The organism is Clostridium sp. (assembly GCF_026168755.1).
Lineage (GTDB): Bacteria > Bacillota > Clostridia > Clostridiales > Clostridiaceae > Clostridium.
The window spans coordinates 12933-37673 of the sequence record NZ_JAPFDR010000020.1; the positions used below are offsets into that span (position 1 = coordinate 12933).

Below are 24741 nucleotides of genomic sequence, written 5' to 3' on the forward strand. Positions count from 1 at the left end.
CTTCATTTGAAGCTAAGAATTTAGTTATTAAACATTATTTTAAATACAACCGAGTTATCTTTAGACGTAATATTATAACTAATATTTTCATGCTTATCTAATATAGTCCTTACTATATAAAGTCCTAATCCAGTTCCTCCTGTTTTTCTATTTCTAGATTTATCAACTCTATAGAAGGCATTAAATATATTCCCAATTTGATCCTCAGAAATTGTTATGCCTGTATTTTCAACAGTTAATTCCTTACTAGTCAGCTTTATAATAATTTTCTCATCAACCGGAGAATAAGTAATTGCATTTTTAACTATATTAGTAATTACTTTTTTTATTAACTTTTCATCTGCAATTATAAAAATATCTTCATTAATATCAGTTTCTAAATTTAAACTCTTTTCATCAATAAAATATTTTAACTCTCTAACTACACAATTAGTAACTTTGCTTATATTTACATTTGTAAAATTATACTTAAATTCTCCATTTTCTCTTTCACTTAAATGTAATATTTCCTGTACTAACTCACTCATCTTTTGTATAACATCATAAGATTCTTTTAAATATTTATCCCTATCTTTATACTTCCCAATATTATAAATCATTCCCTCTAACTGTCCATTAATTATAGTAATAGGTGATTTTAATTCATGAGAAATTGTTGCAATAAATTCTCTTCTTTCCTTCTCCAATTTTCTTTCCATTTCTATTTCTTCTGTAAGCTGTGAATTCATACTTTCTAACTTATGAAAAGACTCTTTTAAATTCTTATTCATTAAATTTAAACTATTGCATAATTCCCCTATTTCATCTTTATCATTTATTTCAATAACATTATCAAAATCTAAATTTGCCATCTTTTTAGCAACCTTATTTATCTTAATTAATGGTCTACTTATTAAAAGAGCATAAAAACCAGAAATTGTAAAAGAAATTATTATAATTGCTATAATAGCAAATGGGAAAAATAAAATAATACTATCTGCTGCTTCATTTTCTGGACTTATAGGGAAATGTACTATCATATTATATATTTTATCTAAGCTTTTTATATAAACAGCTTCATCTATATTTAAACTTCCATTTTTATTAATTAATTGATATACAAGTTGTGTTTTATTTAAACTTCTATTTATATCAAATTGTAAATAATATTTTTCAAATCTTTGAAAACCTTCATACTTATTATTATATAAAAACGGTATATTATTGGGTGAGTTTGCCCCCTCCCTAAATGATGAATATATTATACTATTAATTAAATTATTATTATCCTTACTTACTAAAATAATATCTATGTTATTATTATAAGAAAATTTATCTAATAATTCATCTACATCTATATCTTCATTAGACCCTAGCTCTCTTTTTAATTCTTCTACTCCCGATTTAACACTCTTAACCTTATAAATCTCATAGACTCTTGGCATAAAGAAATATATGCATATATATAAAAGTGTAAAAGCTAATATTATTATTAAGCTACTCCATATAAATAATTTTTTCTTTATACTTAGGTTTTTCCATTTATTTTTCAAGAACATATCCTACACCTTTAATAGTTTTAATATAATCCTTCTTTATTTTCTTCCTTATATTTTTCATATGTGCATCTATAACTCTAGTATCTCCAAAATAATCATAACCCCATATTTTTTCAATTAACTTTTCTCTAGAAACTACCGTTGGATAACTACTCATCATTAACTTTAATATATTAAATTCCTTTAAAGTTAATTCAATTTCCTCTTCATCAACATAGGATTTAAATGTTTGTAACTCAAGCTTTAGTCCCTCAAATCTTAAAACTTCATCTTCAGATAATTCCCTATTCTTTCTCCTTAAAACAGCTTCTACCCTTTTAATTAATATGTTAAATGAAAATGGCTTACTAATATAATCATCTGCTCTTAAATCAAAACCTTTTATTTCATTTTCTTCATCACCTAATGCTGTTAAAAATATTACTGAAACTTCTTTATCTATATTTCTTATCATTTTACACAATGAATGTCCATCAAGCTTAGGCATCATTACATCTAAAATTACTAAATCATATTCTCCTGATTTAAATTTTTCATATCCTTCTACTCCATCATTTGCTGTATCTACTATGTAATCTTGTGAAGATAGAAACTCCACTATTAATTCTTGTATTTGATTGTCATCTTCCACCACTAAAATTTTGTAATTCATATTTTCCTCCAATAAGTTATATATATTTAATTTTACCATAATCCTTACTTTTACATATTAAATTCATTTAAATTTCAGTTTTTTACATTTTCATCAATTATACAATTAATATATTATTATTCAAAAATATACCACTAATTATTAACAATTAGTGGTAATATACTATTTATTTACTACATTATTGTTTTTCTCAACTTCAGCTTAATTATTTGAATCTATACTTTTAGTAGCAATACTAGTATTACTACTAATTTCATTGTTGATCTTACTGATATCTTCCCCAGTTTGATTTAAAGCATATTTTATATTATTAAATTTACTCATTAAAGTATCATATGTTGTATTTGAAGGAGTATCTGATACTTTTTCATTTCTATCTAACTTATCAATTTTTCTTATATCTTCTTCTGATAACTCAAAATTAAAAATATCAATATTATCAGTCATTCTTCCGAAGTGAGATGACTTTGGAATAGGAATAATACCTTTTTGTATATGCCACCTTAAAGCTATTTGAGCAATACTCTTGTTATATTTTTCAGCTAAATCCATAATTAAGGGAACCTCTAATAACTGTCCCTTCATAATTGGACTCCATCCTATAACTTGTATCTTATAATTATTGCAATAATTAACTAATTCCCTTTGAGAAAAACATGGATGTACTTCAATTTCATTAACCATAGGCATTATTCTTGCTGTTTTTTTCAAAGCTTCTAAATGTCCTATTTTAAAATTGCTTACTCCAATAGCTCTAATCTTACCTAATTCATAAAGATCCTCAAATGCTCTCCAAGTTTCGCTATTCAATTCAGTTGGCCAATGTACTAATAGCAAATCTAAATAATCAATATCTAATTTTCTCATGGACTCCTCAAAGGATTTTATTGCTTTGTTATATCCATGACTATCATTCCAAACCTTTGTGGATAAAAATATATCTTCTCTTTTAACTCCACTTTCTTTAATTCCTTTACCTATCCCCTCTTCATTTCCATAAAAAGATGCTGTATCTATAAATCTATATCCAATTTTTAATGCACATTTAATAGTATCTATAGTTTCACTTTCATCTCCCAATTTATAAGTCCCAAATCCTATACTAGGTATAGTAATACCATTTAATAAAACCCTATAGCTATCCATAAACCCTATCCCCATTTACCAAATATTTTCTATATTATTATCTAATAATCTATTACTACTATAATACTTATTAATTAAAACATTGTTTAATGCTTTTTTAATTAATCATATCTTCAAAATAAATACAATTTATATCATCTATACATTCTTCTACGTTAAAAACAAATTTATTTTCTAATAATAGTGATATTACGAAGTCTCTACTTCTATACTCTTCATTATCAAATTTACTCTCTCTACCTTTCCATGAATTTGGCAAGTTTTTTTCTATAATTTAAAAGTTTAAAGCGAGATAAAACATATATTAATTTAATTTATACATATACTAAAGACTAGAAAGGAGATGAAACTATGAAAACTTGGATTAAATCTTTAATAGCAGTTATTATTATACTTATAATAATTGCAATTCCTATGATATCAAGCTATAACAATCTAGTTAACTTAGAACAAAATGTCAATGTTGCTGAATCAAATATTGATACACAACTTCAAAGACGTTCTGATTTAATTCCAAACTTAGTGAATACAGTAAAAGGATATGCCTCTCAAGAAAAAGATATATTTACTGAAATTGCTGATGCAAGAAGTAAATTAGCTGGTGCTAATAATATTACTGAACAAGCTAATGCAGATAGCGAATTAAGTGGTGCTCTTTCAAGATTATTATTAGTTGTTGAAAATTATCCTGACTTAAAGTCAAATCAAAACTTTCAAGACCTTTCTATACAACTAGAAGGTACTGAAAATAGAATTGCTATAGCGAGGCAAGATTATAACACTGCTGCTACAACATATAATACAAAAGTTAAAAGCTTTCCTACCAAAATAATTGCATCATTATTGGGTTTTCAGGAAAAACCCTTATATAAGGCTACTGAAGGTGCACAACAAGTACCTGAAGTTAACTTCACAAGTTAAGTATTATGAAAAGTTTTAAAAGTAAACTTAAAGCTTTTACTTTATTTTTATTATTACTATTATGCAGTGTATATTACATACCTAATGCTAGCAGTAATTATCCAACTCCAACCAATTTAAAATACATTAATGATTATACTAACACAATTAATAATGATTATAAGGAAAAAATTGTTTCAATAGGTAAAGAACTAGAAGATAAAACAGGTGCTCAAGCTATAATTGTAGTAATTAATTCTACTAATAATATTTCTATTGAAGATTATACTAATAAACTTTTCAGAGGTTGGGGAATAGGAAAAAGTGAAAAAGACAATGGTCTTCTTATATTATTAGCCATTAATGATAGGCAATACAGAGTTGAAGTAGGACGTGGACTTGAAGGTACTATTCCTGATGCTTTAAGCAATAGAGTTATGGAATCTTTAGCTAAACCAAGTTTTTCACAAGGAAATTATGGAGAAGGTCTTTTAAATAGCTATAGTAAACTTTGTGATTATATTGCTGAAGAATATGGAGTTACATTAGATAAATCATTAAATATTGAACTGCCATCTCAAACACAATCAACCACATCTAACAATAAAAATTTAGGCTTTGTTGGAATTGGATTTTTAGTTTTAATATTTTTAGATTTAATTTTTAATAGAGGTCGTATTATGTCAACACTATTACAATTACTATTTTGGAATAATTTCTTTAATGGTGGAAGACGTGGTGGTGGCGGATTTGGTGGTGGCCCTAGCTCTGGCGGGGGATTTGGCGGATTTGGTGGTGGCTCATCTAATGGTGGTGGCTCATCTGGAAATTGGTAGATAAATATAAAATAAAGTGTATCAAAATATAAATCTGATACACTTTATTTTTCAATTATTAAAATTTATTTCTTTTTCTTAAACATTACAGAACCAATAGTTGCAATTATTGTACCAAATAATCCTACTGCAACTGATGAAGTTCCTCCTGTCTTTGGTAAATTAGAATTTCCTTTATTTCCATTGTTAGAATTTCCACTATTATTGTTATTAGAGTTACCATTATTGTTGTCACTGTTATTGCTTCCATCATTACCATTATTGTTACCTGAATCAGCTATAACTAATCCATCCATTGCTTCCATTAATTCTTTTTCTGAATTAGAAACATCTTCAGCTGTAGCCTCTCCATTTTCCATTACAGTTTTAGCTTTAGCTAATTTATCTTCTAAAACCTTCCAAGATTTTTCAGTGTATTTACTTGAATCTAAACTTTCTGCTTTATTTATTAAATCTTGTAACTTATCTTTATTTGGTTTTAATCTTAATTCTAAGAATGATCTTATTAATTGATCATAGCTCTTAGCAACATCTACTTCTAATGCATTTTTATCAGCTATAACTTCATTTGCTTTACCTAAAGCAACCTGTAATTTAGCCCAAGTACTATCTATATATTCACTAGCATCTAATTTGTTAATTTTATCTACTAATTGTTGTAATTGCTCTTTATTACCTTTTTCAAAAGATAACATTTGCATTACAGTGCTTAATCTATCAAATGCTTTATCTACTTGATCTTGAGTATATTTTCCACTTTCTAGTAAAGCTTTTGCTTCAGATAATGCAGCTTTAAACTCTTCTGCAACTGCAGGCACAACATTTGAAAGTTCTTCATCTGTAATCTTATTAGCTTCTTCTATAGCAATTTCTAAATGCTGCTTGCATACATCTTCAACTGGTGGTGTTACTTCTCCTCCATCTTCAGAACCCTCACCAACCTTAATATTTATAGTATTAGAAGTAACTTTCTTATCATTAATTGATATATTAACTGCTAATGTAGTATTTCCATCCTTTAATCCAACTAACTTACCATCTTCAATCTTAGCAACTTCATTATTACCTACAACATACTCTATTTTTCCATCACCTATATTAGCAGGAGCTCCATTATTCATTAAAGCCTTTATTGATAATAAAGATAAATCAATACTTTCATCTACACCTATTTCTGTAATAGATGATCCTAATGTTACCCTATCAATTACTGGATTTTCAATACTTTCATCAATTTCAACGACATAAATATCATCTAATATTAAATCTGCATATCCATTTCCCTTATCAATTGAAATATAGTAATCATCATTGTTACCAGTAGTGAATGTTTTGCTCTTAGAGCTTGTCTTAGTATATTGTCCTTCTTCAACACCTGTAGCCTCAAGAGGTATACTTACTAAAGTTCCTTCACTTCTTGATTTAATATTTACTGTGTAACCTGGTGTAGCATCTTTAAGTGAATATAAGAAGCCTAATTCATAAGTTTTATTTGGTTCTAACTTAAATGTTGAATCATCTGTTACTAGCATTTGACCTGTTTCACCAGCTTGTTGATTAGTCTTTAATGAGAATCTTCCATCAAGCACCCAAGTCATTTTTTGTCTTCCAAGTAAATCCTTTTCTGCTAAGTGAGATCTATTTGAAGTGCCTCTTCCTGGTGCTAAGAAGAATGGTGTAATACCTTCATCTACATTTTCAAAATCTTCATAGAATACATATCCATCCTTATTAGTATTACCTGGATGTTCCCAAATTCTGAAGTCATCTACTATTACATCACCTTCTCCAGCTTCTGCATTAAGATAAATATCTGCAGTAGTCACATTTTCTGGTACTGTAACTTCAATCTCCATTCTTTGGAAAGTATCTTCTAAATATTTATGACCTTCACCAGATCTAGCAAAAGCTTCTCTAGTAATTACATTAGTTAATTCCTCATCTCCACAGTTTACACCTAAAGTAACTTTTCTATTACCATCATTTTTAACCCATGCAGATATAGAATAAGTCTTGCCTGATTCTAAACCTTCAATCCTTTGTGATATACTACCTTGCTTATTAGATATTGATACAACATCATTACCAGCTCTTCTACTTGCCTCTTCATTTACAAAAGAAATATGATCTGTATTTCCATCTTCAGAATCTTTTGTCCAAGTTTTCCACTCTTGAGAGTCAAATCCTGGGTCCTTTATTTGTGATCCATATCCCCAATCATCAATTCTTTCTTCTGCTACCTCACCTTTTGTTACAAGGTATGGAGTACTTTGTTCAACATCTAATTGAACTTTACCATTTACAACAGGAACTGATTTAACATGCTCTCTTCCAAGGTCAGTTAACTCATATACTTCAACTGTAGATAAGTTTTCCCATCCATCAGGTAACTCCCATTCAGAAGATGTTCCAAGTGGATTCCAATGATAAATCTTTGTATCTTCTTCTTCATCAAAGTTCCATTCTAAGAATAACTTAGTCTTTCCTTCACCAATAGTGTTATATGAACTTTCTGGAGTAGTAGCTACTAACTTATCATTTTTATAGTAATTAATATTAGCACCTTCTCTAACTCCTACTAAGTTATCAGTAAATTTAACTTCGTCATCAGTTCTAGACATTATTTCAAAGTGTTGCATATATTTAGTAGGTAATACTTGGTTGTAGAATCTTTCTATACCATTTACTCCTTCAATTGCATGATTATTACCCCATCCACTTGATAATAAATGCTTATTACCTTTTAAAATTGGATCTGATAAGAATCCATCCTTAGTACTATTTCTAATAAACCTTAATATTTCACTTGTACCACCTTTATTTGGATATGCAGGGTCTGCCCCCCAGTGAGTCCAAGTTACATGTTCTTCAAGAGGACTATGGAATTCTGTTGCAACTTGATATCCTAAAGCATTTAACTTTTCACCAAGTTGGTGAGCATTCCATCCATTACCTGTATAAACGTCAACATATACCCAACCTAAATTAGGTAAATCTGCTTTTAACATATCTAATCTTCTGAATAATTCACCTGTAGTTAAATCTGCTCTTTGATCAACATAATAAGCTTGATCTAACCAGTTCCATCCTGGAGCGTTCGTATTTACTGAACCATTATCAGGATATTGGAATGCATCTAATTGATATTCTGTAGCATTTATATGAACACCAAACTTAGCATTATATTTAGCACCTTCTTCTATTAAGGTGTTGAAATCTTCAACTCCACCTTGTCTTATACCAATATGTCCGCCGTAATCTGGAATTGAGTCATCATGTCCTTCAGATTGATATCCTTTTTCAAGTACCATTTGTCCAAATCCATCTGTATAATTATATAGCTTCTTAACTGTATCTAAAGTTCTTAAGAATGGACTTTGAGTATATCCTATATTAAATGCAATATATGAAAGACTATTTTTTAAATCCTCAGCTCCTAATGGTGCTTCAGTTCTATTTCTATATTCAATTGCAGCATCTTGCCAGTTTATTGTTTTATCTTCATTCATATCTTTAGTAATATATGCTTCTGCCCATAAATTTTCTTCATGACTATAAAAATCTACATCTGATTCAGAATCTAAAACTTCTCTATATGTCCAAGCGCCTGTTCCAATGCTTGTACTCTTATATCCATTTCTATTCTCAGTGTTTAAAAGTATTCTACTAGAGTATTCTATAACATTATTATTTAGTGACACAGCAAAATCATTATCATTAATAAATGCATAAGTCTTAGCTTTACTTGATGGATCTAAATCTTCAACAGTACTTATTTCATCAGAAATTTCATGCCAAGCTCCTGTTGATAATACAGCTGCAATAGCACCACCATTATCACTTCTTACTTCTGCAAAGCTTTGATTTGGTAATGATACTTTCTTAACTATAAACTCACCAGTTTCTTCAATATTAGTTATCTCTAACCTTATTTTATTATCTTCTACAGACATAACAGCAGTTAATGTAACTCCAATTTCATCAATAGCCATTGTATAAGTAGCTTTATTACCTTCTACAACACAATCAACTTTTGGAGTATAGTTTTTACCATTAAGATTAACTTTATTAGATCTTGTTTCTTGTCCAATTAATGTTGAACCATCATCTTTCCAATTATACTCAATAACTCTTGGGAAAGTATTATCTAACTTAACTGTCATTATATCAGATTCGATAGTTTTCTCTGTTACTTCCGGTAAATCTTCATCTGTTTCAGGAGTAATTTCATTAACTTTAACATTATCTAAAGTAACAGTCTTATTTCCAAACCATCCAACTAATCCTATCTTACCAGCTGTTGTTGGCAATTTATCTGATGTTGCACTACCTATAACTTCTCCATCAATAGATAATGTAATATTATTATCCTCAACTTCAAGTTTCATTTTATACGTTTTATTTGCTTCTAATTTCTTTGATCCTGGGAAAGAACCATAGGATTCAGTACCATTTGTACTTGCCTTCCATACCCAAGAACCTGCATCATAACAAACAGCTCCCCAATTAGTTGCGTCTTTTACTCTAAACCCTAACCCTATTCTTCCATCATCACTACTTGTTGTAAATTCTGCTTCATATATAAAGTTTTTAACATCTGGAGATGCCATATCTGCAGCTATTGATTTTGCATTCATACCAATTTTAACTACGCCATCTTCAACTGTTACTGCCCCACCACCAGATAAAGTTTTCCAGTCACCACTAGTTTCAGGAGTTTCAAAATCAGTTGAATATTCTATCTTTTCTCTAACTGTAACATTAGCTTTAGCTTTTGGTGTTCCTTCAGCAGCGCCTTTAATAGTACCTTCAACAACAAAATTACCTACTTCTGCATATTTAGATGGATCAATATAATCCCAAATTACAACTTCTTCACCTGTTGTACCATCAGAATATGTTACATTAACTTTATATGGTAATTCCGGCTTGGTTTTTAATAATGTTGATATATTTAACTCTTCTACTTCTTGTATATCAGTTACAACCTCATTATCAAGAGACTTAACTTTTAAATAGTCAACATTTATGCTCTTATTGTCAAACCAAGTTCTATATCCAAACTTACCAGCTTCTTGAGGGAAACCACCAATATCAACAGTACCATTAAATATTTCACTATCATCTACAGTTAAAGTTACATTATTTCTTTGCACTTTTACCTTCATTGTCACCCATTGGCCAGCTTCAATTGTTGGTCCTTCAATATCATCTTTCCACGCTGTTGGAGTTTCAATAAGCCATTTTCCTTGTGCAGTTTCCCCTCCATTGTATCCAATAAATCCATAATTATTAGCATCTTTTCCTCTAAATACAAGTCCAAACCTTCCAGCTGCCTTACCTTCTTCTGGATTAAGTTGAAATCTTACTTCAGCCTCAAAATCCTTTATGCTTGGACTTTGATCTTCTAAAAATACTAATTTATTATCAGCAGTAGCATCTCTAGAAATTTCCAGATATCCTTTCTTTCCTTCTGTACCTGGTACATCATTATCCATATTCTTATTAATACTTCCATTTCCTATTAAGTTTGTCCAAGATGTACTTGAAAAATCATCATACTCTTGGCTATAAGCATATTCTTCGGATGCCTTTTCTACAGCACTATTTTCCACTATCATAGTAGTGTTATTTTCAGCTAATGCTGATACTGGAATTTGTCCAACTGTTACTGCTGTTGCTATAATAAGAGCTATTTTCCTATTCATTGATTTGTTTTTTATCATTAATGATACCTCCCCTATTTAATTAATATCTTTTAATATAAAACTCAACACTCTGTATACCTTTACACTATATATTTATATTTTAATATATTTTTCTATTATTTTCCTTATTCAAATTGTTAATTTATATAAGTATCTTGCTAAATTTAACTATTTTTACTAATTTATCATTTAAATTAAAATAAAAAGATGTCCTGAATTAAAATTTAAGACATCTTTTTAGATAATAAAAAACATTTTTATATTTTATTATTTACCTTTTTCTATTAACTCTTGTATTGTTTTCTTAGGACTAAATCCAATAATTCGATTCAAAAATTGTCCATTCTTTAATAATATTAATGTAGGTATTGATTGTATTTGATAATAATTTGCTAAAAATCTTGAATCATCAATATTCACTTTAATAATTTTTACATTTTCATCTTCTTCATTTATTTGTTCTAATATTGGTGAAAGCATTTTACATGGTCCACACCATTCTGCATAAAAATCTACCAAAACTAATCCTTCATTTATTTCATTAATAAACTCTGATTCTTTAATAACTTTCATTTTAATTCTCTCCTATAATTTATAAAAAAGACAATTCTAAACTATTATTTTTTTGTCTTTACTAAAATTATATTCAATAAACTAGCTATTGTTGCCCTTGAAAACTACTACATATGACTTTATCACATATAATCTTTATTTTATCCTTTTTTTCTTACTGCCCGTGACTTTTTTATAGTTATATCTTTAGTTGGAGGCTGATTTCTAATATATCTCAAATATCTTGAGACTCTTTCATCCCTCTCTAAAGCTGATATTGTATTTAACCTCATGGCAAGCTCTTTATTAGTGTATAAAGCATGAATTTGCTTATGGCAATCTTGACATAGCAATGCCACAGGCAATTTTCCTCCTCCCACTTCTTTAGGTACTAGATGGTGCTCAGTAATTTTAATAATTCCTTCGCGTTTACATAACTCACAAATATAATCCTTCACTATAAAATCACCTACATATTACTAATAATTATATTGAATAAATACTTCTAAATATATTTTATACTTTTTTCTATAACTTATAATCTATATTAAATTTTATTTATCCACTGACACGCTAAATTAAACCAAGTAGCCAGATGCTCATCTATGTGTTCATTTCTCCCACTCATAGCAGTACTCTCTTCACAAAGTGCCATTCCATGTCCTCCATTTGGATATACATGAAGTTCGAAAGGAACTTTATTTTTAGCTAAGGAACTTGCAAATAATAGTGAATTTTCAACTGGGACTGTAGTATCAGTAAATGTATGCCATAAAAATGTTTTAGGTGTATCTTTAGATACCAAATTTTCTAAAGATAACTTATATCTATTTTTTTCACTTTCCTCTTCCCCAAGCAAATTATCAAAAGACCCCTTGTGAGCAAAATCTCCAGCAGTTATAACTGGATAACATAATATCATACCATTAGGTTTTATATTTTCTTTGTTTATCTCTAACTCTTTTTCTATAAATTCATTATTCCAAAGTACCCCTAAACTTCCAGCTAAATGTCCTCCTGCTGAAAATCCGCATACAATAACTTTTTCTTTATCTACATTCCACTCATTTTCTTTTTTACGTACATAATTAAATGTTTCTGCTAACTCTAACAATGCATTAGGATATCTTGCTGGTGCAACACTATATCTAAGTACAATTGCATTAAAGCCTTGCGCCATAAACTTTAAAGCTATAGGTTCTGCCTCTCTATCTGAAGTAAATCCATATCCACCGCCTGGGCAAATTACTATAGTTTCTCTTTTTCTATTAATATTAATTTCTTCACTATTCTCTGGAATATATGCACTTATAACGGCTTTACTTTCTCTTAAATTATTACATATATCACTTATTTTTATCTTCTCATAAATCATTTCTTTCTCTCCCTATATAAAAAATAAACTTCAAATATTATTTTAATGATATTATTTTATTTATACAACTTTCTATATTAGTGACATTATACATTAAATTATTTAGAAACAAACGGCCTTATTTTTCCCATTAATTGTATTATATCCATTTTTATGTTATTATTTCCTTATAATATCTTATTTAAAATAAGGGGGAAAAGTTATATGGAAAATAAAAAGCTTGGCGGGGGAATATTAACCATATCAATAATTTATCTAGTATTTTTAGCCTTTGGACTTATCGGAAGCATTATCAGCCTTTCAACTTTGGATGAAATTAACTCTTTAATATCTCAAATGGGAGGAGTACAACTTACATCTACCGAATTAATTGTTAGTATTATTTTAACCTTAATTTTATTAGTTGGAATAATTTTAATTTTGCTAAAAAAGCAAATTGGAATTTATACTTTTTTCACTGTAGAAATAATAAATATTATCTATTCTTTAATAATGAATGGTTTAAGCATATCTATTTTAATTTCAACATTAGTAGGATTAATATTACCTGGTTTACTTGCATACTTTATATATAAAAAGAAAGAATTATTTGGATTTGAAAGTAAAGAAAATAATTTAGATGCTTAATAAATATAAAAAATAAGGAGGCTGAAATAATAGCTTCCTTATTTTTATATCTAATTATATATAGCCTTTATTGGATCTAATTTAGAAGTCTTATATGTTTGAATAAAATAAGTTAGAGCTTATGTTAACTCACCATTAGCTCCACCTAATTGCTCTTGCATTATATCAGCATATGTTGAATTAGGTCTCTCAACTTTAACTTCGCGAATTAAATGTTTCTCATGTTTAAACATAATCTAACCTATTTCTTTCTAATATTTAACTTAGTTATAAAAGTTCCTTATTAGTTTTTCTCACTTTATTAATGTTATGCTAATTCTATTCTAATTTTTTATACTTTCATACCTTTAATTTCTTGATAAAAATAAGCATCATGTTAAATGCTTTCTAAAATAAAATAAGACTTTAATAAGCTTTTATTTTACTTGCTTATTAAAGTCTTATTTTTTATATTCACCTACAGCAGGTTTTAAAACTTTTCTCTATCCCACTTTAGCTACTTCACTATTAATATTCTTTTTACTTCTTATAGTTGATACACTATTAATCTTCTTAGTAATACCTACATTTAAAATTTCATTAGCTACACTTCTATATTCCTTTGTGGCTTTACATCTTGGATCATACATAGATACTGGTAATCCATTGCTTTGGCTTTTAACTATTATACTACTTTGATGAATTTCTGTATCAAAAACTTTATATGGATAAAGTTCTTCTATTTCCTTTCTAAAAGATTCACTAAGCTTTGTTCTTGAATCTACTCTTGTTAATAGTATTCCTTCAACCCTTAACTTCTTATTAAATGTTTTTTGAATTAACTTTATTGTCTTTGATAAACTTTTAAGACCTTGCATATTAAATAAAGAAGGCTCCATTGGTATTATTATGCTGTCACTAGCAACTAGTGCATTAATAGTAGTAATGGATTGACTTGGTGGACAATCTATTAATATAAAATCATAATCAACCTTTAAATTTTCTTCTTCTATTAAATTACTTAATAATCTTTTACAATTTTTCATTTTTATTAAAGCTAAATCACAATTTCCAAACTCTGAATTATTCGGAATAATATCTAATCCATCTAATATTGTACATTTCTTTATTGTTTTTCTTAAAGATTTCTTTCCTCTAAGGCTGTTAACTAATGACTCTTGATCCGTCTTAAATCCTACACTAGTTGTTAAATTAGCTTGATAATCATTGTCTATTATCAAAACTCTATAACCTGAATTAACTAACTCAGCTGCTATATTTACTACTGTTGTAGTTTTAGCACATCCCCCTTTGTGATTACATACACTAATAATCTTCATTGTTTTTCTCCCCTAACTCTCATACCTTTTTATTTTTCTTATCATAGTTTATCTATTTTTTAAACTCTAATATGTATAAATTACATTATAATATATTTTATCATTTATGTAATATTTTTACAAATATTATTTAAAAACTCTACTTAATCTCTCTAAATAATCATAACAATTGGCTATTGAACCATTAAAATTAAAATGGAATGCAGCAGTAACTGCTAACATTGCTAATATGCCTTATCTTACTTTTAACTTATTATATAGAAAATTTGGAAGACTTTCAGAAAAGTTTTTTAAATTATTAACCTTTGAAAAAATAGGACAATTTGGAGAGTTTCTGGCTTATATTTAAATGATATAACTTTAAATAATATTCCTAAGACAAACAATATACTACTAACAATATACTACTAACAATAATAAATATTATAGATGAATATTTCTGAGCTTAGTCTCAATTTGATTGTAATAACTTGGATAATCATGTTCTATAACCATACTAAACATTTCTTTTTTTAGACTTAAATATTTTAAATAAAATACTTATCACGAATAATAATTTTGAATTACGCACTAAAAAATACCGCATATTAATTTTGAGCAATACGGTATTTCTATTATTTAATATTTAGTTTTTATTTAACTAAATTTTCTTTATCTGATAATAAATCATATTTATTACAAATTTATTATTATTGTATAGATCATAATAAATACTATTTGACTCATGTCTTATTTTATAATTATTTCCTTTATAAGTTTTAATTGTTTTATCTATAGTTTTGCTTAAATCATAAATATATTTTATCTTTTTCCCATTAAATTCTATTATTTTAAATGATGGCTCACCTTCTAATGTATATTTCTCAATAATTATTTTTGATGGATAATTTAGACCTATATTTTCAAAAAAATCACGTATTGGTATATCATTATCAACTATACCACTTGAATCTATTACGGAGTTAATAGTCATATATCCTGTATCCCTTAAAGCAAGATATTCATGAGGTTTTTCATTATTCATAACAGCTCCTATAATATTATAATTATTTCAATATTTATTATATTATATATTATTTTTAATGTTAAAATAATAAGTTTAACATTCTTAATTCTTTACTTAAAATATAATTAAATAATAAATATACGTAATACCGTATTATTCAATTTTCAAAGATCATTTAGTTCACAATAATTTCAAATTGTTCAATAAAATCTACTCGATAAACAGGAATTTATAAATTAGCTTCCACTTGATAACAATCATCAATCAGAATATAATTACAGTTATATTTTTCGCACATATCCAGATAGTAATCGTTATCTTCAAGCGTAGAATCAATTGTGCACCATGAGTCATCAATGCGCTGCTCAATTACATTGGCGTAATTCTTTATATCTGAAAAGTGATTTTCAATATATTTTCTGCTCATAACAAGACAATAATACTGGATCTCTTTCAAATATTTATCATCAAAATACTCCTTCCAATCAAACGGAATGTAACATCCTTCTACCACAAGATTTTGTTTATTCTCTATTGCTGTCTTTATCATTTCTTTAACAATAGGCCACAAATAACATTCCAGTTCTTTGTCATCTTCGGGAGTTAAATCTGTGTTTTCGCTTCGTATTAATCCCATTTTCAAAATATCGATAGAAAAGTAAGGATATTTGTATTTTTCAAGAAATTTCTGCGCCAACAGAGTTTTGCCTGTATGAGAAGCTCCTGTAATTAAAACAATCATTTTATCATCATCTCCTATAAATTCTAGCTAATCTATTTTTTCTCCATAGCAAAGTTTACAATAACAATTCCTTGTCTCTCAACCTGTTGCTCTTTAATAACCTTGTAACCTCTTTTTTCAAAGAAAGCTCTTGCTGTAATGGAAACGTTGGTAATAACTTTCTTTTGAACTGCTTTTTCCAATCTATCACAAATAGCAGTAGCAACACCTTTTCCTTGATAATCTTTATGAACAAACAATCTATCAATATTATCAAAAGTATATTTATTTCAAATTTTAATAATTTAACAAAAAAATTTTTAAAATTTATATTTCCTTAATATTTTAATGGTAAAATTTAACTATTGAATAAATCTAATGTTTACCATAACTAATAACTCCTTTTATTGATTTATGATTTCTTAACCTAGAACCAATTATAGTTGCTAATGCTGCTTTAATTATGCCAACTAAAATAAATGGTAATACAGTTACTAAAAAAGCATTATAGATACTTGTGCTTGTTACCAATGAAAATTGAATAGCTCCAACTAAGTAATTAGGAGTTGAAGCTATTAACATCCCCAAAAAAATTATCACTTTATTATCTGTTCTTTCACAAACTAATCCTATAATAAAACTCATAATTGGAAAGGATAAAATAAATCCTCCTGTTGGTCCTACTATCGCACCAACTCCCGCTGAAAATCCTGAAAATACTGGCAATCCAATTGCACCCATTAATACATAAACTGACATTGATATAAAGCCTTTCCTACTCCCTAAAAGAATTCCCACTAAAGAAACTGCAAAGGTTTGTAATGTTAATGGTACTCCCCCTGGCATTGGTATTGCAATTTGTGAAAGTATGGCTGTTATTGTTGCAAATATACCACAATATATAATATCCAAAGTTTTTTCTTTCATAATATTCCTCCATTAATTGTTAACCAACTTTAATATTTTGGTTTACAAATATTTTATCTCACAAAATTTACTAAGTCAAATTTTTTAACTTATAAAAAATAAATGTGGTATAATCAATATTATTTTTATAAATCTAACTAACGAAGAGGTATTACTAATGAAAGATTTAAAAATTTATTTTACATCTGAACTTCAACCTACAACTCATTTAGATATGGCTTTAAATGGTTCAAATTTAGCTAACTTTATAAATCAAATCCAACTTGAAAGTAGTAATGCTGATATATCATGTACAGCTTTTGCAAATGTGATAAAAGGTTTTGGTAAAAATGTTACTGTAAGAGATATTTTATCTACTTATCCATATCCAAATACTTTAGCTGTTCTTGAAGTTAATAAAGAAATATTAAAATTAGCTTTAGAAAGAGCTGCTAGTTACTTTGAAAATAATAATGGTCATGTAACCATATCTGAAAGGTTTTTAAAACCTAAAGTTGAGCATTATAATTATGATTATTTTACAAATATTAATTATACTTTTGATTTAAATAAGGAAGTTGGAGATAGAGTTACTTCTATTAAATTTAATGGTGAAGAATTATCAGATGATCAAACTTTAACTTTAGTTATGAATAACTATAGATCAAGTGGTGCTGGTGGATATGAATTCTATGAAAATTGTAAGGTTGTTAAGGAAATTTTAATTGAAATGCCTGAAATAATTATTAATTATTTTAAGAATAATCCAAAAGTAGTTGTAGATACAGATAGATACTATAATATTTTAATATGATAAAAAACAAAAAACTAAAAGAGTTCATCTTATAGATATGTTCTCTTTTAGTTTTTTATATTAACTACAAATAATACAATAATACTTATTCTTTTAATAGTTAAATTACCAGAAGGTACAAATAATAATTCATATAAAGCTACATTCCACTTTCTCTAAATTTATGATCCATCTTACTTGATAATTTAGAAAATGGCTTCTTTACTATTGATAACACTAAAAATACACCTATAAATGCTATCAATGACAATAAATATGATCTAACATGTGATTCTAATGCTCCTGATATACCTTCCCTAAAGCCATTTATAGCATAAGTAAATGGCCATAAAGGTTGTAATACTCCAAATATCTCTGGATTTGTCTGTATAGGATATATTCCCCCTGAGCCTGCTATTTGAAATACCATCATTATTACTGCTATAGCTTTACCTACATTACCAAACATGGAAACTAAAGTAAATATAATAACTGTAAAAGTAATTGAAGTTATTATTGTAAATAAAAATAATATCATAAGATTATCTGGTTTTACACCAAGTATATAAACATCTCCTAAAACTATAATAAATGATTGTATTAGCGAAATAACTAAGAATAATAATAATTTTCCAAAATGTTCATTAAAAGTGTTTAATTTAAACTCTTTTTTCAACTCTTCTTCACAGCTTACAGATAATAAACAGCAAGCTAATAATATTCCAATCCAAATAGCTAATACTGAATAAAATGGTGTAAGACCAACACCAAATATTCCACTTTCATAAACTTCCTCTTCCTTTAAATCTATTGGTGAAGAAATAAACGATGCTATGTCATCTGGATTATTAATCACAAATGAAATCATTTCATCTATAGTCTCATTAGTAAAATCTTGAGTTTTTTCATTTAAGCTTTTTAATTTATCATTTAAAGAAATAACCTTACTATTTAGTTCATTTATTTCCTTAACAGATAAGCTATTAGTACTAATCATAAAATTAGATAATGCTTTAAGCTCTGGAACTATTACCTTTGTACTTTCTAAAATATTATCAACACTATCTAGCTTAATACTTAAAGATTCTTGAAAATTATTAAATACTGTAACCACAGATGAATAATAGAAATTAGAAGCTCTAGTTAAGTCATTTGATATATTATTCGATGTTTCTGATAAACCATCTAAAATAATATTAATATTTTCACTTGTTTCACCACTTTCTATGGCTTTAGCTAAATTTTCTATAAGTTGTTGGCTACTTGTTAATGTGTCTTTTATATTTGTTAATAAATTAATTTGTGATAAAACTATATCACTATTAGTAAAATCATAAATATTTTGTAATAACTTAATATCTCCCTCTAAAAATGCTATAGCTTCATTATTTAGATTACTGATTTTATTTAAATATTTTAATATAGCTTCATTATCATTATTTTTTATAGCTTCTTTAATTTTAGTTATTAAGCTTTGAATATCATTATTAATATCTTGTACCTTTATAATATCATCCTCAATATTATTTGATAATGAATTCACCATTTCACTAGTATATTCTGTTACATTATTGCTGACCTGAATAATATTTTGAAGATTATTTATTGAATCTGTTATTTTAGGCAAATCATTCTTCATTTTCTTTAAATAATTTTGAAACTCTTCTGATTGTTCTGTTGTATTGCCCATATACTCAGAAACCTTATCTAAATCTTCTGTTGCTGAAACCATAGTTTCTTTCAAGCTTAATAGTTGTGGTTTGTTTACTTCTAATTTATCAGCTAATTCATTTATTGTTTTTATGGCTGTTTCATTTACTGTATCAACAAAATTTGTTTTTATTTCTCTTACAACACTCTCTGTTGCTGTATCTGTTATTTTAGTAGCTATAGCATTTGCTTTTTGATTTGCCTTATATATTATTTCTGGCTTTCTTGGTGATGTTGTAGTTAAGCTTATTAAGCCTTCTGTAAAATTATTAGGTATCTCTATTAAGGCATAATACTCTCCCCTATTTAATCCATCATTAGCTTGCCATTCATCTTTAAATACCCATCCAATTGAATCATTTTCTTTTAAATTATTAACTACTTCATCTCCTACATTAATGTATTGACCATTAAAATCTTTTCCTTCATCGTTATTTACAACAACTATAGGAAGATTTCCAGTATTAGAATATGGATCCCAACATGCTTTAATATTAATCCATGCATATAAAGATGGTAGTATACAAAGTCCTGCTACAATAATAATAGCTACAGGGCTTTTTATTATTTTTTTTATATCATTTTGAAAAACCTTAAATATCTTCTTCATATACCTCACCTACTATTCCACTTCTGCTATTCCAGATTCCTTAAACTTACCTTCAAACTTACTAACAATTGGGTGTAATGGCGCTTTTAAATAATATCCAAATAATATGAATAATATAGATATTGCACCTAATACCACGAAGTCAATAATTACACTTGATGCTAAAGGACCTGCAATTGCTTCTCTAAATCCACCTAAGCTATAAGTAAATGGGAAAAATGGTTGAAGTATTCTAAAAATCAATGGATCCACTTGAATAGGATAACTTCCTCCACTTCCAGCTAACTGAACTATCATAAATATTATTGATAATGCCTTTCCTACATTTCCAAAAATAGCTACTAACGTATATATAATAATTGAAAATGTAAAGGAAGTTGCTAAAGCAAATAATATCATTAGCGTTGTATTTACTGTATAAATATTCAATATTAATTTATTTCCTACTGATACTATTAACCCTTGAATAAGTGCTAAAAATACAAAAGTAATCATTTTTCCAAAATACTTTTGCCTTAAAGTAAGCTTTTCGCTACCTTCAAAATCTGTAACCTCAGTTTTCAATATAGCTGTTAACATTAATCCACCTACCCATAATGACAATACTGTATAAACAGGTGCCATTGCTGATCCATAGTTTGGAATTTCATATATAGCTTCATCTACTATATCAAAAGGTGCTGATATAAATTCCCCCATAAAGCTTGGATTACTTTGCAGTATTGAAACTATATTAATTAAGTGATTATTATCAACAAGCTTAAGCTTTTCACTTAATAAATCTATGTGATCTTTAAATTCATTCAATCTTTCAGATAGTTTTTTAGTCATTTCTGCTGTTAATTCACTACCTTCACTTGCTGTATTAATAAATTCATCAATTTCACTTACTAACCCTTTTGATTGATTTATTAAATAATTAGCATCATCAATTGTAGCTATTAAATTATTAAACATATTATTTAACTCTTCTTTAATATTTGAGTTATAGTGTTGTATTACTGAAATTATATTATTGTTTATATCTGCAAAGCTCTCACTTAAACTACTCAATGTAATTGATAAATCATTGCTAGTTGAACTAATATCATTTTGAAATGTTTGTATTTTATCTTGTACACTTTCTAATTTGCTTTGTAAGTTTTGTAATGAAGCTATTAAATTTGAAACTTCCCCATTTTGAATAATGCTATTTACCTTTTCTAAGAAACTTATTGTAGATGTTACTGATTCATTCATAGTTTTTATAGTTTTGTTTATATCATTTAATGTTGACTTAATATCACTTACTAAATTATTATCTGAACTATTTTGTAATACTTCTAATTGTATTTGTATTCTTTCATTAGTATCTTTTATACTTTCTAAATTAAATCCAAGATTATCAATAGTATTATTTAGTATATTTCTTGAATTATCAGCTGAAATTGCTGTCTCATTATTTATATTAACAGCTGCTTCTAAGCCGCTAGTTATCTCAGGCACAATATTTTCAATCTCTAATAAAAAATCACTAATATTAATTGAAAGATTATTAGTTCCATCTAAAGCACTTAATACTAAATCCATATTTTCATCTAAAAGAATTATAGAATCTTTTAACTTTATTATTTTATCTTTATTTTCATCAGCTTTTTCTCCAATATCATTTGCCAATGAGAATATTGTTTCATTTACTGTCTTTATAAAATTTGAAGTAACTTGGTCTATTAAGCTAGTTTTGGCTGCACCTGCTATTTTAACTGCTACAGGGTTAGATTTTGTTTGAACTTTATATATTATTTCTGGTTTTTTAATATCCCCTGATACAATACTAGTTAAATCTTTTGAAAAATCTTCTGGTATTTGAATCATTGCATAATAAGTTCCATCTACTAATCCTAAGTCTGCTTCCTTTTCGCTAACAAACTCCCATCCTATTTTCTTATTATTTTTTAACTCTTCAACTACATCATTACCTACATTTATTTCTTTATCATTTAATGCTGACCCCTTATCATTATTAACAACTGCAATTGGAATAGTACTAGTGTTGTTATAAGTATCCCAACAAGCTTTAATATTTACCCAAGCATATAAAGATGGGATAATACAAATTCCTAAAACAATTATTATTGCTACTGGATTTCTAATAATACTCTTTACATCTCTTTTAAATACTAATAAAGCATTTTTCATTCCCATTTCCTCCATTATTTTTAAAAGTTACCTTAATCTAACTTTAGACAACTCTCATTTTATTACTTTCAATAAACTATATCAACTTTTTCCTCATTTGTTAAAAATTTTGTAATATTTATTTGCTATTTTTCTCTTTAGAAGATATAATTCCATTAGTTGAAATTTTATATATTTATTATAGGAGAATTAAATTTATGAAATATAAAGTTATATTATTTGATGCAGATGAAACATTATTTGATTTTAAAAAAGCTGAAAAAGAGGCCTTTAAAAATACTATGATAGAATTTAACATTGAGTATGATGAAAACTATCACTTTAGTACTTATAAGGAAATAAATACAGCTATTTGGAAAGAGCTTGAAGATGGGCTTATTACTCAAGAAAAGCTAAAAACAGAAAGATTTAAAAGATTTATTCATAAATTAGATTTGAAATTTAATGAAAATGATTTTGCAAGTACTTATATAAAGCACTTAGCTAATGGTTCATTTTTATTTGATGGATCTATTGAACTTATAGAAGATTTAAGTTCTAAATATATACTTTCTATTGTTACTAATGGGCTTACAGCTGTTCAAGAAGGAAGACTTAAAAACTCTATAATAGCAAAGTATTTTAAAGATATAGTAATTTCAGAAAATATAGGTATAGCAAAACCTCACCCTGATATATTTGAACATGCTATAAATAATCTTGGTGTTTTTAATAAAGATGAAATTCTTATGGTGGGAGATAGTTTAAGTTCTGATATAAAAGGTGGTATTAATTATAATATAGATACCTGCTGGTATAATCCAAATAAACTAGAAAATAAAACGGATTTAAAGCCTACTTATGAAGTTTCTAATTATACAGAACTAAGAAGTTTATTATTAGATAAATAAATTATACAAAAAAAGAAGCTATTCTCTATTTTGAAATAGCTTCTTTTATTTAAAACCTTATGCTTTAATACTTTTTATAAATTATTTAAAAATCTCAACTGATCTATCTAATATTTTTGTAAAATAAGCTATAACCATTCCGTAATTAGTTATAGGCACATTTTTTTCTTTACATGCACTTATTTTATTTAGTACACTTTTTCTATTTACCATACAGGCACCACAGTGAATTATTAAATCATAGTCTTCAACATTTTCCTTGAAATCATAACCAACCATATATTCAATATTTAAATCTCCACCTGCTATTTTTCTTAACATATTAGGTATCTTAACCCTACCTATATCCTCATGTGACACATTGTGTGAACAGCTTTCGCAAATTAATATTTTGTCATTAGGCTTTAAAGTATCAAGCTTCTTTGTTCCTTTTAAAAACTCATAAAACTCACCTTTTTGTCTAGCAAATAATATTGAAAAACTAGTAAGTTTTAAATCTTTAGGTATTATACTCTCAACTTCTTTAAAAGCTTGAGAATCAGTTATAACTAAATCTATATCCTTTAACTCTTCAATAGCTTCTTTAAGCTCAGTATCTCTTACAACATAAGTCTTTATACCATGATCTAAACAATCTCTTATAACTTGTACTTGTGGAAGAATTATTCTTCCCTTTGGTGCCTCACTATCAATTGGAACTACTAAAACTACTTTTGAACCATATTCTAATAAATCACCAACAATAGGCCTTTCCTCTTCACCATCTTCTAGATGTTTAATGATTTCACTTCTAAGATCATCAATTCCAACTTTATCCTTAGAAGATACAAGAACATATTCCTTAAAGTTTTTAACTAAGTTGTCTATTTCATCTTTACTTACAGTATCTACTTTATTTATGACTACAATATGATTTACATTATACCTAGCTGCTTCTCTTTTCCAAGTTTTGTAAGTATCTAAATCAGCATTTCCTGCATCAACTACATATAAAGCAAGGTCTAATCTTTTTAAGAACTCATAACTTTTCTTAATTCTTATAGCTCCAAGCTCAGTTTTATCTTCAAGTCCTGCTGTATCAATTAATAAAACTGGACCAAAGGGAATAAGCTCCATAGCTTTTTGAACAGGATCAGTAGTAGTTCCTTCTACACCAGATACAAGTGATATATCTTGTCCCAAAATAGTGTTCATAAGAGATGATTTCCCACTATTTGTATTACCATATATCCCTATATGTTTTCTATTTGCATTTGGAGTAGTATTCATATTAA

At 27.3% G+C, this 24741-nt stretch carries 22 protein-coding genes; 5 read left to right on the forward strand and 17 right to left on the reverse strand.

The features are described from left to right. Positions 1-20 precede the first annotated feature (20 nt). The 4 genes from Q0Y03_RS08880 to Q0Y03_RS08895 form a co-directional block, all read right to left on the reverse strand. The gene (locus Q0Y03_RS08880) at positions 21-1532 is read right to left on the reverse strand and encodes a HAMP domain-containing sensor histidine kinase (RefSeq protein WP_297713475.1); all 1512 of its coding nucleotides are present in this window, start codon (positions 1530-1532) and stop codon (positions 21-23) included. Further along, positions 1522-2190, reverse strand: a complete 669-nt coding sequence (locus tag Q0Y03_RS08885) for a response regulator transcription factor (RefSeq protein ID WP_297713476.1) — start codon at positions 2188-2190, stop codon at positions 1522-1524. The genes Q0Y03_RS08880 and Q0Y03_RS08885 overlap by 11 nt, the downstream gene beginning before the upstream one ends. A 201-nt stretch (positions 2191-2391) precedes the next feature. Beyond that, positions 2392-3345, reverse strand: coding sequence for an aldo/keto reductase (locus Q0Y03_RS08890; protein WP_363318733.1), 954 nt, complete (start codon positions 3343-3345; stop codon positions 2392-2394). A gap of 88 nt (positions 3346-3433) precedes the next feature. After that, positions 3434-3595, reverse strand: a complete 162-nt coding sequence (locus tag Q0Y03_RS08895; protein ID WP_297713479.1) for a hypothetical protein — start codon at positions 3593-3595, stop codon at positions 3434-3436. Between the two features lie 92 nt (positions 3596-3687). On the opposite strand from Q0Y03_RS08895, the gene Q0Y03_RS08900 reads away from it, so the two are divergent. Both Q0Y03_RS08900 and Q0Y03_RS08905 read left to right on the forward strand, forming a co-directional pair. Then, positions 3688-4257, forward strand: a complete 570-nt coding sequence (locus Q0Y03_RS08900; RefSeq protein ID WP_297713480.1) for a LemA family protein — start codon at positions 3688-3690, stop codon at positions 4255-4257. A 5-nt stretch (positions 4258-4262) separates the two neighbouring features. Further along, complete coding sequence (locus tag Q0Y03_RS08905; RefSeq protein ID WP_297713481.1) at positions 4263-5072, forward strand: TPM domain-containing protein; 810 nt, start codon at positions 4263-4265, stop codon at positions 5070-5072. Positions 5073-5137: 65 nt separating this feature from the next. Here the strand turns inward: Q0Y03_RS08905 and Q0Y03_RS08910 are convergent, their stop codons facing one another. The 4 genes from Q0Y03_RS08910 to Q0Y03_RS08925 form a co-directional block, all read right to left on the reverse strand. Continuing rightward, complete coding sequence (locus Q0Y03_RS08910) at positions 5138-10798, reverse strand: endo-alpha-N-acetylgalactosaminidase family protein (protein WP_297713482.1); 5661 nt, start codon at positions 10796-10798, stop codon at positions 5138-5140. A gap of 249 nt (positions 10799-11047) precedes the next feature. Continuing rightward, complete coding sequence (gene trxA / locus Q0Y03_RS08915; RefSeq protein WP_297713483.1) at positions 11048-11353, reverse strand: thioredoxin; 306 nt, start codon at positions 11351-11353, stop codon at positions 11048-11050. Between the two features lie 140 nt (positions 11354-11493). Then, complete coding sequence (locus Q0Y03_RS08920; RefSeq protein WP_297713484.1) at positions 11494-11790, reverse strand: HNH endonuclease; 297 nt, start codon at positions 11788-11790, stop codon at positions 11494-11496. An 89-nt stretch (positions 11791-11879) separates the two neighbouring features. After that, positions 11880-12707 carry an alpha/beta hydrolase gene (locus Q0Y03_RS08925; RefSeq protein ID WP_297713485.1) on the reverse strand — a complete coding sequence of 276 codons (828 nt, stop codon included), beginning with the start codon at positions 12705-12707 and terminating at the stop codon, positions 11880-11882. Positions 12708-12911: 204 nt separating this feature from the next. On the opposite strand from Q0Y03_RS08925, the gene Q0Y03_RS08930 reads away from it, so the two are divergent. Next, positions 12912-13334 carry a hypothetical protein gene (locus tag Q0Y03_RS08930; protein WP_297713486.1) on the forward strand — a complete coding sequence of 141 codons (423 nt, stop codon included), beginning with the start codon at positions 12912-12914 and terminating at the stop codon, positions 13332-13334. A 119-nt stretch (positions 13335-13453) separates the two neighbouring features. On the opposite strand, the gene Q0Y03_RS08935 is transcribed toward Q0Y03_RS08930, so the two are convergent. The 6 genes from Q0Y03_RS08935 to Q0Y03_RS08960 form a co-directional block, all read right to left on the reverse strand. After that, entirely contained in the window at positions 13454-13567 is a 114-nt protein-coding gene (locus Q0Y03_RS08935) for a manganese catalase family protein (RefSeq protein WP_363318731.1), read from the reverse strand. 249 nt (positions 13568-13816) lie between these two features. Further along, entirely contained in the window at positions 13817-14653 is an 837-nt protein-coding gene (locus tag Q0Y03_RS08940; RefSeq protein WP_297713487.1) for a ParA family protein, read from the reverse strand. Positions 14654-15293: 640 nt separating this feature from the next. Beyond that, the gene (locus tag Q0Y03_RS08945) at positions 15294-15677 is read right to left on the reverse strand and encodes a hypothetical protein (protein WP_204572738.1); all 384 of its coding nucleotides are present in this window, start codon (positions 15675-15677) and stop codon (positions 15294-15296) included. A gap of 211 nt (positions 15678-15888) precedes the next feature. Then, on the reverse strand, positions 15889-16401 hold the full coding sequence (locus Q0Y03_RS08950) for an adenylate kinase (RefSeq protein ID WP_297713488.1): 513 nt from the start codon (positions 16399-16401) through the stop codon (positions 15889-15891). Positions 16402-16433: 32 nt separating this feature from the next. After that, entirely contained in the window at positions 16434-16640 is a 207-nt protein-coding gene (locus Q0Y03_RS08955) for a GNAT family N-acetyltransferase (protein ID WP_363318732.1), read from the reverse strand. A 115-nt stretch (positions 16641-16755) separates the two neighbouring features. Next, complete coding sequence (locus tag Q0Y03_RS08960) at positions 16756-17307, reverse strand: biotin transporter BioY (protein WP_297713489.1); 552 nt, start codon at positions 17305-17307, stop codon at positions 16756-16758. 157 nt (positions 17308-17464) lie between these two features. Here Q0Y03_RS08960 and Q0Y03_RS08965 point away from each other — a divergent pair, with 157 nt between their 5' ends. After that, positions 17465-18100, forward strand: a complete 636-nt coding sequence (locus tag Q0Y03_RS08965; protein ID WP_297713490.1) for a 5'-nucleotidase — start codon at positions 17465-17467, stop codon at positions 18098-18100. Positions 18101-18239: 139 nt separating this feature from the next. On the opposite strand, the gene Q0Y03_RS08970 is transcribed toward Q0Y03_RS08965, so the two are convergent. Continuing rightward, entirely contained in the window at positions 18240-20399 is a 2160-nt protein-coding gene (locus Q0Y03_RS08970; RefSeq protein ID WP_297713491.1) for a YhgE/Pip domain-containing protein, read from the reverse strand. Between the two features lie 12 nt (positions 20400-20411). Then, entirely contained in the window at positions 20412-22577 is a 2166-nt protein-coding gene (locus Q0Y03_RS08975; RefSeq protein ID WP_297713492.1) for a YhgE/Pip domain-containing protein, read from the reverse strand. A gap of 197 nt (positions 22578-22774) precedes the next feature. Between Q0Y03_RS08975 and Q0Y03_RS08980 the strand changes: the two genes are divergently transcribed. Beyond that, the gene (locus tag Q0Y03_RS08980) at positions 22775-23467 is read left to right on the forward strand and encodes a YjjG family noncanonical pyrimidine nucleotidase (protein WP_297713493.1); all 693 of its coding nucleotides are present in this window, start codon (positions 22775-22777) and stop codon (positions 23465-23467) included. A gap of 81 nt (positions 23468-23548) precedes the next feature. On the opposite strand, the gene hydF is transcribed toward Q0Y03_RS08980, so the two are convergent. Then, a complete protein-coding gene (hydF, locus tag Q0Y03_RS08985) occupies positions 23549-24736 on the reverse strand; it encodes a [FeFe] hydrogenase H-cluster maturation GTPase HydF (RefSeq protein WP_297713494.1) in 1188 nt (395 codons plus the stop codon). Positions 24737-24741: the final 5 nt, after the last annotated feature.